10 protein-coding genes are annotated in these 12,459 nt (G+C 55.8%); all 10 read left to right on the top strand.

Annotation, left to right across the window (positions count from 1 at the left end; all coding sequences use genetic code 11):
• Positions 1–6: 6 nt before the first annotated feature.
• The 10 genes from nuoC (at position 7) to nuoM (ending at position 12,457) form a co-directional block, all read left to right on the top strand.
• Positions 7–1,806: an NADH-quinone oxidoreductase subunit C/D gene (gene nuoC / locus LH22_RS08740; protein WP_038645736.1), complete on the top strand. Its 1,800-nt coding sequence runs from the start codon at positions 7–9 to the stop codon at positions 1,804–1,806.
• Between the two features lie 2 nt (positions 1,807–1,808).
• Positions 1,809–2,324 (top strand): NADH-quinone oxidoreductase subunit NuoE, encoded by a 516-nt coding sequence (gene nuoE, locus LH22_RS08745; RefSeq protein WP_038645741.1) that lies wholly within the window; start codon positions 1,809–1,811, stop codon positions 2,322–2,324.
• 2 nt (positions 2,325–2,326) lie between these two features.
• Entirely contained in the window at positions 2,327–3,667 is a 1,341-nt protein-coding gene (gene nuoF, locus LH22_RS08750) for an NADH-quinone oxidoreductase subunit NuoF (RefSeq protein WP_176505727.1), read from the top strand.
• Between the two features lie 104 nt (positions 3,668–3,771).
• Positions 3,772–6,495 (top strand): NADH-quinone oxidoreductase subunit NuoG, encoded by a 2,724-nt coding sequence (gene nuoG, locus LH22_RS08755; RefSeq protein WP_038645747.1) that lies wholly within the window; start codon positions 3,772–3,774, stop codon positions 6,493–6,495.
• Positions 6,492–7,469, top strand: coding sequence for an NADH-quinone oxidoreductase subunit NuoH (gene nuoH / locus LH22_RS08760; protein WP_038645750.1), 978 nt, complete (start codon positions 6,492–6,494; stop codon positions 7,467–7,469). The genes nuoG and nuoH overlap by 4 nt, the downstream gene beginning before the upstream one ends.
• A gap of 11 nt (positions 7,470–7,480) precedes the next feature.
• Positions 7,481–8,023: an NADH-quinone oxidoreductase subunit NuoI gene (gene nuoI, locus LH22_RS08765; protein WP_038645753.1), complete on the top strand. Its 543-nt coding sequence runs from the start codon at positions 7,481–7,483 to the stop codon at positions 8,021–8,023.
• A gap of 10 nt (positions 8,024–8,033) precedes the next feature.
• The gene (gene nuoJ, locus LH22_RS08770; protein ID WP_034825059.1) at positions 8,034–8,585 is read left to right on the top strand and encodes an NADH-quinone oxidoreductase subunit J; all 552 of its coding nucleotides are present in this window, start codon (positions 8,034–8,036) and stop codon (positions 8,583–8,585) included.
• A complete protein-coding gene (gene nuoK, locus LH22_RS08775) occupies positions 8,582–8,884 on the top strand; it encodes an NADH-quinone oxidoreductase subunit NuoK (protein WP_034825057.1) in 303 nt (100 codons plus the stop codon). Before nuoJ ends, nuoK begins: the two co-directional genes overlap by 4 nt.
• The gene (gene nuoL, locus LH22_RS08780; protein ID WP_038645757.1) at positions 8,881–10,716 is read left to right on the top strand and encodes an NADH-quinone oxidoreductase subunit L; all 1,836 of its coding nucleotides are present in this window, start codon (positions 8,881–8,883) and stop codon (positions 10,714–10,716) included. Before nuoK ends, nuoL begins: the two co-directional genes overlap by 4 nt.
• A 220-nt stretch (positions 10,717–10,936) precedes the next feature.
• Positions 10,937–12,457, top strand: coding sequence for an NADH-quinone oxidoreductase subunit M (gene nuoM, locus LH22_RS08785; protein ID WP_038645759.1), 1,521 nt, complete (start codon positions 10,937–10,939; stop codon positions 12,455–12,457).
• Positions 12,458–12,459: the final 2 nt, after the last annotated feature.

Raw genomic sequence — 12,459 nt, forward strand, 5'->3', positions numbered from 1 at the left:
TAACGTATGACAGATTTAACCACGCAAGATCTCGCTCAGCCTGCATGGCAAACCCGTGACCATCTGGATGATCCAGTGGTCGGCGAGCTGCGTAACCGTTTTGGGCCGGATGCCTTTACCGTTCAGGCCACCCGCACCGGTATCCCGGTCGTCTGGGTGAAACGTGAACAGTTACTGGAAATTGTCGAATTTTTGCGTAAGCTGCCAAAGCCGTACGTCATGCTGTATGACTTGCACGGCTTCGATGAGCGTTTACGTACCAACCGCGCCGGTTTACCCGCCGCGGATTTTTCCGTTTTCTATCACCTGCTTTCGATTGAACGCAACCGCGACATCATGCTCAAGGTGGCGCTGTCTGAAAACGATCTAAATGTGCCAACCATCACCAAACTCTTCGCCAATGCCAACTGGTATGAGCGCGAAACCTGGGAGATGTTTGGTATCACCTTTAATGGTCACCCGCACCTGACGCGCATCATGATGCCGCAGACCTGGGAAGGCCATCCGCTGCGTAAAGATTACCCGGCGCGTGCCACTGAGTTCGACCCGTTCGAGCTGACCAAACAGAAAGAAGATCTGGAGATGGAGGCGCTGACCTTCAAGCCTGAAGACTGGGGCATGAAGCGTAGCACCACCAATGAGGACTTCATGTTCCTCAACCTGGGTCCTAACCACCCGTCCGCGCACGGTGCCTTCCGTATCATCCTGCAGTTGGATGGCGAAGAGATCGTCGACTGCGTACCTGATGTCGGCTACCACCATCGTGGTGCTGAGAAGATGGGCGAGCGCCAATCCTGGCACAGCTACATTCCGTACACTGACCGTATCGAATATCTCGGCGGCTGCGTGAACGAGATGCCTTACGTGCTGGCGGTGGAAAAATTAGCCGGGATCACCGTGCCAGATCGCGTCAACGTGATCCGCGTGATGCTGTCTGAGCTGTTCCGCATCAACAGCCACTTGCTGTACATCTCCACCTTTATCCAGGACGTTGGTGCGATGACACCGGTGTTCTTCGCCTTTACCGACCGTCAGAAAATTTATGACGTGGTTGAAGCGATTACCGGCTTCCGTATGCACCCAGCCTGGTTCCGCATCGGCGGTGTGGCTCACGATCTGCCGAAAGGGTGGGAGCGTCTGCTGCGTGAGTTCCTCGACTGGATGCCGAAGCGTCTGAAAGAGTATGACAAAGCCGCACTGCGCAATACCGTGTTGATGGGCCGTTCGCAAGGCGTTGCGGCGTATAACATGGACGAAGCGCTGGCGTGGGGCACCACCGGTGCTGGCTTACGTGCCACCGGCCTCGACTTTGACGTACGTAAATGGCGTCCGTATTCAGGCTATGAAAACTTCGATTTTGAGATCCCGGTTGGCGCAGGCATTAGTGATGCCTACACCCGCGTTCAACTGAAAATGGAAGAGATGTGGCAGTCACTGCGCATTCTGGAACAGTGCCTGAAAAACATGCCGGAAGGCCCGTTCAAAGCGGATCACCCGCTGACCACGCCGCCACCGAAAGAGCGCACGCTGCAACACATCGAAACCCTGATCACGCACTTCCTGCAAGTTTCGTGGGGCCCGGTCATGCCGGCCAACGAATCCTTCCAGATGATTGAAGCGACGAAAGGGATCAACAGCTACTACCTGACCAGCGATGGCAGCACCATGAGCTACCGCACCCGTGTGCGTACGCCAAGCTTCCCGCATCTGCAGCAGATCCCATCGGTGATCCGCGGCAGCCTGGTATCCGACTTGATCGTATACCTCGGTAGTATCGATTTTGTTATGTCAGACGTGGACCGCTAATTATGCACGATCAAAAAATTGCCATTCACACTATCGACCCTGATGAGGTCTTTGTGCTGAGCGAGACCGAGCACCACGCTATCGAGCACGAAAAACACCATTACGAAGATGCGCGCGCCGCTTCGATTGAAGCGTTGAAGATCGTGCAGAAACAGCGTGGTTGGGTACCGGACGGTGCCATCAATGCCATTGCTGACGTGCTGGGTATTCCAGCCAGTGACGTAGAAGGTGTGGCCACTTTCTATAGCCAGATTTACCGTACGCCGGTAGGCCGTCACGTTATCCGTTACTGCGACAGCGTGGTGTGCCACATCACAGGTTTCCAGGGCATTCAGGCTGCGCTTGAGCAGAACCTGAATATCAAGCCGGGCCAGACCACAGCCGATGGCCGCTTTACCTTGCTGCCAACCTGCTGCCTGGGCAACTGTGACAAAGGCCCAACCATGATGGTGGATGAAGATACCCATGTTCATCTGACCCCGGAAGGCATCGCCAATCTGCTGGAGCAGTATCAATGACCATTAAACAGATCATTCGTACTGCGGAAACTCATCCACTCACCTGGCGTCTGCGCGACGACAAGCAGCCGGTGTGGATCGATGAATATCGCAGTAAAAACGGTTATGTCGGCGCTGATAAAGCACTGAAAGGCATGAGCCAGGACGAAATCGTTGCGGCAGTGAAAGACTCCGGTCTGAAAGGTCGCGGTGGCGCAGGCTTTAACACCGGCCTGAAGTGGAGCCTGATGCCGAAAGACGAATCCATGAACATCCGTTACCTGCTGTGTAACGCCGATGAAATGGAGCCAGGCACCTATAAAGACCGCCTGCTGATGGAGCAAATGCCGCACCAGTTGGTGGAAGGTATGCTGATCAGTGCGTTCGCCTTGAAAGCCTACCGTGGCTACATCTTCTTGCGTGGCGAGTACATCGAAGCGGCCGTGCATCTGCGCCGTGCGATTGCCGAAGCCACCGAAGCGGGCTACCTCGGTAAAAACATTCTCGGCACCGGTTTCGATTTTGAACTGATCGTGCACACCGGCGCGGGACGTTACATCTGTGGTGAAGAGACCGCGCTGATCAACTCACTGGAAGGTCGCCGCGCGAACCCGCGTTCTAAGCCACCATTCCCAGCGAGTGCGGGCGTATGGGGCAAGCCAACCTGCGTCAACAACGTGGAAACCTTGTCCAACGTCCCAGCCATCTTCCTCAACGGCGTTGACTGGTACAAGAACATCTCTACCAGCGAAGACACCGGCACCAAAATGATGGGCTTCTCTGGCCGCGTGAAAAACCCTGGCGTGTGGGAACTGCCGTTTGGCACGACCGCGCGTGAAATTCTGGAAGATTATGCCGGTGGCATGCGTGATGGCCTGAAGTTTAAAGCCTGGCAGCCAGGCGGTGCAGGGACTGACTTCCTGACCGATCAACATCTCGACCTGCCAATGGAATTTGCCAGCATCGGTAAAGCCGGTAGCCGTTTAGGTACTGCGCTGGCGATGGCGGTCGATCATGAGATTGGTATGGTGTCGCTGGTGCGTAACCTCGAAGAGTTCTTTGCGCGTGAATCCTGTGGCTGGTGTACGCCGTGCCGTGATGGCTTGCCATGGAGCGTGAAGATCCTGCGTGCGTTGGAGCAGAAAAAAGGCCAGCCGGGTGACATCGAAACCCTGCTGCAACTTTGCCGCCAACTCGGCCCAGGTAAAACCTTCTGTGCCCACGCACCGGGTGCCGTTGAGCCATTGCAGAGCGCGATTAAATATTTCCGTGAAGAGTTTGAAGCCGGCATTGCGCCGCAGGTGTTTGGCAATACCCGATCGATCGGTGGTATTCAGCCCAACCTGCTGAAAGCGCGCTGGTAATCAGCCGCCGTACACGGAATTCACCCTGCGCCGACACGGCGCGGGGGACAGAATTAGATGTTTAACGCTCGTCTTAGGGCGAGCCTTACGGAAGCATGTTCACTATGGCTACAATCCATGTAGACGGTAAAGAATATGATGTGAACGGAGCCGACAACCTGTTGCAGGCGTGTCTCTCTCTGGGCCTTGATATTCCTTATTTTTGCTGGCATCCGGCGCTGGGAAGCGTGGGAGCCTGCCGCCAGTGCGCGGTGAAGCAATTCCAGAATGCCGAAGATACCCGTGGTCGTCTTGTTATGTCATGCATGACACCGGCGTCGGACGGCACCTTTATCTCCATTGACGATGGCGAAGCGAAAGAGTTTCGTGAAAGCGTGGTGGAATGGCTGATGACCAACCACCCGCACGACTGTCCAGTGTGCGAAGAGGGCGGTAACTGCCATCTGCAAGATATGACGGTCATGACGGGCCACAGCTTCCGTCGTTACCGCTTCACCAAACGTACGCACCAGAATCAGGACCTCGGCCCGTTCATCTCCCATGAAATGAACCGCTGTATTGCCTGCTATCGCTGCGTGCGTTACTACAAAGATTACGCAGACGGCAAAGATCTTGGCGTTTACGGTGCCCATGACAACGTTTACTTCGGTCGCCCGGAAGATGGCACGCTGGAGAGCGAGTTCTCCGGTAACCTGGTCGAAATCTGCCCGACCGGCGTATTCACCGATAAAACGCACTCCGAACGCTACAACCGTAAATGGGATATGCAGTTCGCACCGAGCATCTGCCAGCAGTGCAGCGTGGGTTGTAACACCAGCCCAGGCGAACGTTATGGTGAATTGCGTCGTATTGAAAACCGCTACAACGGCACCGTAAACCACTATTTCCTGTGTGACCGTGGTCGCTTTGGGTACGGCTATGTAAACCGCAAAGATCGTCCACGTCATCCAGTACAGAAACGCGGTAACGATTGGGTCAGCCTCAACGCTGAACAAGCGGTGAATGCGGCGGCTGACGTACTGCGTCAGGCGAAGCGTGTGATCGGCATTGGGTCACCGCGTGCCAGCATTGAAAGCAACTTTGCGCTGCGTGAACTCGTCGGCGCGGAAAACTTCTCCACCGGTATGCCTGCCGCCGAGCAAGCACGCGTGGAGTTGATGCTGAAAGTACTGCAGGAAGGCGGTATCTATACGCCATCACTGCGTGAAATCGAAAGCTACGATGCGGTGCTGGTGCTGGGTGAAGATCTGACGCAGGTTGGTGCGCGTGTCGCACTGTCTGTGCGTCAGGCGGTGAAAGGCAAAGCGCGTGAAATGGCAGCAGCCCAGAAAGTGGCTGACTGGCAGATCGCGGCGATCCTGAACATCGGTCAGCACGCCAAACATCCGCTGTTTGTCACCAACGTTGATGAAACCCGCCTTGATGATATCGCGGCGTGGAGCTATCGCGCACCGGTGGAAGATCAGGCTCGTCTCGGTTTCGCCATTGCCAATGCGCTCGATGAAACAGCTCCAGCCGTCAGTGGCTTTGACAGCAAGCTGAACGGCAAGCTGGATGTGGTGGTACAGGCGTTAGCCGGTGCCAAAAAGCCACTGATCATTTCTGGTACCCACTCTGGCAGCATCGCCATGATTGAAGCGGCCGCCAACGTAGCGAAAGCGTTGAAAGGTCGTGGTGCGGATGTCGGCATTACTTTCCTTGCGGGTGCGGCCAACAGTTTTGGCCTCGGCCTGATGGGCGGTCAATCGCTGGATAGCGCACTGGAACAGCTGGATAAAGGTGAAGCGGATGCGCTGGTGGTGTTAGAGAACGATCTCTACCGTCACGCACCGAAAGCCACCGTGGATGCGGCGCTGCATAACACCGCACACGTGATTGTGGTTGATCATCAGCGCACGGCGACGCTGGAAAAAGCCGGTCTGGTGCTCTCTACTGCGAGCTTCGCAGAGAGCGATGGCACCTCGATCAACCAGGAAGGCCGCGCACAGCGTTTCTTCCAGGTTTACGATCCGTCTTACTACGACAACAACATTGTGATGCTGGAGAGCTGGCGCTGGCTGCACTCGCTGCACAGCACTGTTGAAAGCCGTCAGATTGACTGGACGCTGCTTGATCACGTGATCGATGCCACCGTTGCAGCATTGCCGCAGCTGAAAGGTATTAAAGACGCGGCGCCGGACGCAAGCTTCCGTATTCGCGGTCAGAAACTGGCGCGTTCACCGCACCGTAACAGTGGCCGTACCGCGATGCGTGCCAATATTAGCGTGCACGAACCGCGTCAGCCGCAAGACAAAGACACCATGTTTGCCTTCTCAATGGAGGGTAACAACCAACCAAGCGCACCACGTTCGCAGATTCCATTCGCCTGGGCTCCAGGCTGGAACTCCCCGCAAGCATGGAACAAGTTCCAGGCTGAAGTCGGTGGGAAACTGCGTCATGGCGATCCGGGTATGCGTCTGTTTGAAACGAGCGAAGGATCACTGCCGTGGTTCACCGCCGTGCCAGAAAGCTTTGTGGAAGGCAGCCAATATCGCGTTGCACCTTACTATCAGCTGTTTGGTAGTGAAGAAATGACTCAGCGTTCACCGACCTTCCAGAAGCGTATGTCGCCAGCCACGCTGGTGATTAACCCGGCTGATGCAGAGAAACTGGGCGTCAACAACGGCTCTGCGGTTGAACTGGTTTGTGCCGGTGAAACGCTGCGTCTGCCAGTACGCTTCTCCACTTCCCTGCAAGCAGGGCAGGTGGGTCTGCCGCTGGGTATGCCAGGTGTGCCGCCGTTCCTCTCAGGTGCGCAAGTTGACAAACTGCAGGAGGCTGCACAATGAGCTGGCTGACACCGGACGCTATCGACATCCTCATCCAGATCCTGAAAACCATTGTGATCCTGCTGGTGGTGGTGGGTTGTGGTGCCTTTATGAGTTTCGCCGAGCGTCGTCTGCTCGGCTTATGGCAGAACCGTTATGGACCGAACCGTGTTGGCTGGGGCGGCTCGCTGCAGCTCGCGGCTGACATGATCAAAATGTTCTTTAAAGAGGACTGGGTTCCGCCGTTTACCGATCGCTTCATCTTTACTCTGGCACCGGTCATTGCCTTTGTATCGCTGCTGCTGGCGTTTGCTATCGTGCCGGTTTCGCCGACCTGGATGGTCACCGACCTGAATATCGGTCTGCTGTTCTTCCTGATGATGGCGGGCCTGGCGGTCTATGCCGTGCTGTTCGCCGGTTGGTCGAGTAACAACAAATACTCGCTGCTGGGTGCGATGCGTGCGTCGGCGCAGACGCTGAGCTACGAAGTGTTCCTTGGCCTGTCGCTGATGGGTGTGGTGGCGCAAGCCGGTTCATTCAACATGAACGCCATCGTCGAGAGCCAGGCGCACTTGTGGAACATCATTCCGCAGTTCTTCGGCTTCGTAACCTTCTGTATCGCGGGCGTCGCGGTGTGTCACCGTCATCCGTTTGACCAACCAGAAGCGGAACAGGAACTGGCCGATGGCTACCACATCGAATACGCCGGTATGAAGTTCGGTCTGTTCTTCGTCGGTGAATACGTGGCGATCACCACCGTTTCAGCGCTGATTGTGACGCTGTTCTTCGGTGGCTGGCACGGTCCATTCCTGCCGCCATTCATCTGGTTCGCGCTGAAAACGGCGTTCTTCATGGTGATGTTTATCCTGATTCGTGCTGCGCTGCCGCGTCCACGTTATGACCAGGTGCTGTCGTTCGGCTGGAAAGTGTGTCTGCCGTTGACGTTATTGAACCTGCTGGCGACCGCCGCAGTGATTCTGTACAGCGCGCAGTAAGGGGTTTTGAGATGACTTTAAAAGATATTGTCGTTGGCTTCGGCACGACACTGCGCAGTATCTGGATGATAGGCATGCACGCCTTCGCCAAGCGCGAAACCCAGATGTATCCAGAAGAGCCGGTCTATCTGCCGCCGCGCTACCGTGGTCGTATCGTGCTGACGCGCGATCCCGACGGCGAAGAGCGTTGCGTTGCCTGTAACCTTTGTGCGGTAGCCTGTCCAGTGGGCTGTATCTCACTGCAGAAAGCGGAAACGGTTGATGGTCGTTGGTATCCGGAGTTCTTCCGCATCAACTTCTCGCGCTGCATCTTCTGCGGTCTGTGCGAAGAAGCCTGCCCGACCACGGCTATTCAGCTGACCCCCGATTTCGAGTTGGGTGAGTTCAAGCGTCAGGATCTGGTGTACGAGAAGCAGGACCTGCTGATTTCCGGTCCGGGTAAATATCCGGAGTACAACTTCTATCGCATGGCGGGTATGGCGATCGACGGGAAAGAGAAGGGCGAAGCGGAAAACGAAGCCAAGCCAATCGACGTCAAAAGCTTGTTACCTTAAGGAGCCAGGTATGGAATTTGCGTTTTATCTTTGCGGACTGGTGGCGGTGCTGACGACATTGCGCGTTATCACTCACACCAATCCGGTACATGCGCTGCTGTACCTGATTGTGTCGCTGCTTTCGATTGCGGGTGTCTTCTTCTCGATGGGCGCCTACTTTGCCGGTGCGCTGGAGATCATTGTTTACGCCGGTGCCATTATGGTGCTGTTCGTGTTCGTGGTGATGATGCTGAACCTGGGCAAAACCCAGCAGGATCAAGAGCGCGAGTGGCTGAAGCCTTCGCTGTGGATTGGGCCGGGCATCGTCTCCCTGTTGCTGCTGGTGGTGATGATTTACGCCATTAGCACCGCGCACGATCAGGGTATTGATGGCACCGTCATCGATGCGAAAGCGGTCGGTATCAGTCTGTTTGGTCCTTACGTACTGGCGGTTGAGCTGGCGTCAATGCTGCTGCTGGCCGGTCTGGTGGTGGCCTTCCATATCGGACGTGAAGAGCGTCAGGGCGAAGTGCTGAGCAATCGCCATGCTGATGCACATGCGAATAAGGAGGATCACGCATGATCCCGTTACAACACGGCCTGATGTTGGCTGCTGTGCTGTTTGTTCTCGGCCTGACCTCGCTGGTACTGCGCCGCAATTTGCTGTTCATGCTGATTGGTCTGGAGATTATGATCAACGCCGCGGCACTGGCGCTGGTGGTAGCAGGTAGCTACTGGGGACAAGCTGACGGCCAGGTGATGTACATTCTGGCGATCAGCCTCGCGGCGGCGGAAGCCAGCATTGGCCTGGCTCTGCTGCTCCAGCTCTATCGTCGTCGTCAGACGCTGAACATTGACACAGTGAGCGAGATGCGCGGATGAATCTTCTCTATTTAACCGTATTATTTCCGCTGATTGGCTTCCTGCTATTGGCGTTTTCCCGTGGTCGCTGGTCGGAGAATCTGTCGGCAGCGGTGGGAATGGGATCGGTCGGTCTGGCGGCATTGACCACCGTTTTCGTTGGTATGGATTTCTTCAGCAACGGTCAACAGCCTTTTACTCAGGCGCTGTGGACCTGGATTCAGGTCGGCCACTTTGATATCAAAGTGAACCTGGTACTGGACGGCTTGTCACTGACCATGCTGTCGGTGGTCACGGGTGTCGGTTTCTTCATCCACATGTTCGCTTCATGGTACATGCGCGGTGAAGAGGGCTATTCACGCTTCTTCGCTTACACCAACCTGTTCATCGCGAGCATGGTGGTGTTGGTGCTGGCCGACAACCTGATGCTGATGTATCTCGGTTGGGAAGGCGTGGGCCTGTGTTCTTATCTGCTGATTGGCTTCTACTACAGCAACCCAGAGAACGGCAAAGCGGCGATGAAAGCCTTTATCATCACCCGTGTCGGTGACGTGTTCCTGGCTTTCGCGCTGTTCATTCTCTACAACGAGCTGGGTACGCTGAACTTCCGCGAGCTGGTGGAGCTGGCGCCTGCGCACTTCGCCGCTGACAACCACATGCTGCAGTGGGCAACCCTGATGCTGTTGGGGGGGGCGGTCGGTAAATCTGCACAGTTGCCACTGCAAACGTGGCTGGCCGATGCGATGGCGGGTCCTACGCCAGTATCAGCGCTGATCCACGCCGCCACCATGGTGACCGCGGGTGTTTACCTGATTGCGCGTACCCATGGCCTGTTCCTGCTGACGCCGGAAGTGCTGCATCTGGTGGGGATTGTGGGTGCGATCACCTTAGTGCTGGCAGGCTTTGCCGCGCTGGTGCAAACCGACATCAAGCGCGTGCTGGCTTACTCAACCATGAGTCAAATCGGCTACATGTTCCTGGCGCTGGGCGTACAGGCATGGGACGCGGCCATTTTCCACTTGATGACGCACGCTTTCTTTAAAGCACTGCTGTTCCTTTCTTCTGGTTCGGTCATTTTGGCCTGCCACCACGAGCAGAACATCTTCAAAATGGGCGGCCTGCGTAAGAGCATCCCATTGGTGTACACCTGCTTCCTGGTCGGCGGCGCAGCGCTGGCGGCACTGCCGCTGATTACCGCAGGTTTCTACAGTAAAGATGAAATCCTGTTTGGTGCGCTGGCGAATGGTCACATCAATCTGATGGTGGCGGGTCTGGTCGGTGCATTCCTGACCTCAATCTACACCTTCCGCATGATCTTCATCGTGTTCCACGGCGAAGAGAAAATTCATGCACATGCGGGCAAAGGCATTACTCACCATCTGCCACTGATTATTCTGTTAGTGCTCTCCACCTTCGTTGGCGCCATGATTACGCCACCGCTGGCGGGCGTGCTGCCGCAGAATGAATTCGGTGAGGGCGGAAAAGTGGCGCTGGAAATCACCTCTGGCGTGGTCGCGATTGTCGGCATCCTGATTGCAGCTGCACTGTGGCTCGGCAAACGCCAGCTGGTCACCAGCGTCGCCAACAGCGCGCCGGGCCGTTTCTTCGGCACCTGGTGGTTTGCGGCATGGGGCTTCGACTGGCTGTATGACAAGGTGTTTGTGAAACCTTATCTCGGCATTGCCTGGCTGCTGAAGCGCGATCCGCTGAACTCACTGATGAACCTGCCTGCGCTGTTGTCGCGCATCGGTAATAAAGGCCTGGTGGTGAGCGAGAACGGTTACGTGCGCTGGTATGTGGCTTCCATGAGTGTCGGTGCCGTGGTGGTACTGGCGCTGATGCTGGTGATTTAAAGATTGATGAGCGGGGGCGAGAGGATCAAGGGTTCTTTCTCCCCAGAAGCGAATGTGAAAAATTGCCTGAATGACGAAGCGTTATTGATATAGCCCGTTTCGTTGCCGTTAGTGTGCAGCAACCAAAGCGTATTTTGTACGTGAGGGTGGCGAGCGCTGACGGTGATGGAAGTGGCAAGCAAGATAGCTCGAAATCAGGTTAAAAAAAGGGAAGTATGCCGTGCTATTACCTTGGCTAATAATCATACCTTTTGTTGGGGGTCTGCTTTGCTGGTTAGCAGAGCGCCTCGGCGCAAAAGTGCCGCGCTGGATCGCCATGATCACCATGGGGCTGACGCTGGCACTCGGTCTGCAGTTGTGGCTGCAGGGAGGCTATTCACTCACCCAGGCTGCTGGAATGCCGCAGTGGCAGTCGACTTTCTCGGTGCCATGGATTCCACGCTTCGGTATTAACTTCCATCTGGCTATTGACGGTTTGTCACTGCTGATGGTGGTGCTGACTGGCCTGCTCGGTTTGATGGCGGTGCTTTGTTCCTGGAATGAAATCGAGAAGTATCAGGGCTTTTTCCACCTCAACCTGATGTGGATCCTCGGTGGTGTGATTGGCGTGTTCCTTTCCATCGATATGTTCCTGTTCTTCTTCTTCTGGGAAATGATGCTGGTGCCGATGTACTTCCTCATCGCGCTCTGGGGTCATAAAGCCTCTGACGGTAAAACCCGTATCTCGGCGGCGACCAAATTCTTCATCTATACCCAGGCCTCGGGTCTGGTGATGTTGATTGCGATTCTGGCGCTGGTGTTTGTGCACTACAACGCCACGGGCGTCTGGACCTTCAGCTACGAAGAGCTGCTGAAAACGCCAATGTCGCATACCGTTGAATATCTGCTGATGCTCGGCTTCTTTATCGCCTTCGCCGTGAAAATGCCGGTGGTGCCTCTGCACGGCTGGTTGCCGGATGCGCACAGTCAGGCGCCGACCGCCGGTTCGGTTGACCTCGCAGGTATCTTGCTGAAAACCGCAGCCTACGGCTTACTGCGCTTTAGCTTGCCGCTGTTCCCGAACGCGTCAGCAGAGTTTGCGCCTATCGCCATGTGGCTCGGCATCATCGGTATCTTCTACGGTGCCTGGATGGCGTTCTCGCAAACCGATATTAAACGTCTGATTGCTTATACCTCTGTTTCGCACATGGGCTTCGTGCTGATTGCCATCTACACCGGCAGCCAGTTGGCGTTCCAGGGCGCGGTGATTCAGATGATTGCGCACGGCCTGTCCGCCGCAGCACTGTTCATCTTGTGTGGTCAGCTGTATGAGCGCCTGCACACGCGTGACCTGCGCCAGATGGGCGGTTTGTGGGGTCGTATCAAATGGATTCCAGGCCTGTCACTGTTCTTCGCCGTCGCCAACTTGGGTATGCCGGGCACCGGTAACTTTGTCGGTGAATTCATGATTCTGACCGGCAGCTTCCAGGTCGTTCCGGTAATCATCGTGATTGCCACCTTTGGCCTGGTGTTTGCCTCGGTGTACTCGCTGATCATGATGCAGCGTGCTTACTACGGTGAAGCGAAATCAAAAGATCCGCTGCCGGGCATGTCACCGCGTGAATTCATGACCATCGGCGTGCTGGTGGTGCTGCTGGTTCTGCTGGGTATTTATCCTCAGCCGATCCTCGACACGTCCCATGCTGCGATGAGTAATATTCAGCAGTGGTTTACCGCTTCAATTTCAACTACAAGGCCGTAATT

The organism is Pantoea rwandensis (assembly GCF_000759475.1).
In the GTDB taxonomy this organism is placed as follows: Bacteria; Pseudomonadota; Gammaproteobacteria; order Enterobacterales; family Enterobacteriaceae; genus Pantoea; species Pantoea rwandensis_B.

Excerpts from the sequence above, each read along its gene's own strand:
- nuoH (WP_038645750.1), top strand. The coding sequence starts at position 6,492 with ATGAGCTGGCTGACACCGGACGCTATCGACATCCTCATCCAGATCCTG.
- nuoL (WP_038645757.1), top strand. The coding sequence starts at position 8,881 with ATGAATCTTCTCTATTTAACCGTATTATTTCCGCTGATTGGCTTCCTG.
- nuoG (WP_038645747.1), top strand. The coding sequence starts at position 3,772 with ATGGCTACAATCCATGTAGACGGTAAAGAATATGATGTGAACGGAGCC.
- nuoJ (WP_034825059.1), top strand. The coding sequence starts at position 8,034 with ATGGAATTTGCGTTTTATCTTTGCGGACTGGTGGCGGTGCTGACGACA.
- nuoK (WP_034825057.1), top strand. The coding sequence starts at position 8,582 with ATGATCCCGTTACAACACGGCCTGATGTTGGCTGCTGTGCTGTTTGTT.
- nuoE (WP_038645741.1), top strand. The coding sequence starts at position 1,809 with ATGCACGATCAAAAAATTGCCATTCACACTATCGACCCTGATGAGGTC.
- nuoC (WP_038645736.1), top strand. The coding sequence starts at position 7 with ATGACAGATTTAACCACGCAAGATCTCGCTCAGCCTGCATGGCAAACC.
- nuoI (WP_038645753.1), top strand. The coding sequence starts at position 7,481 with ATGACTTTAAAAGATATTGTCGTTGGCTTCGGCACGACACTGCGCAGT.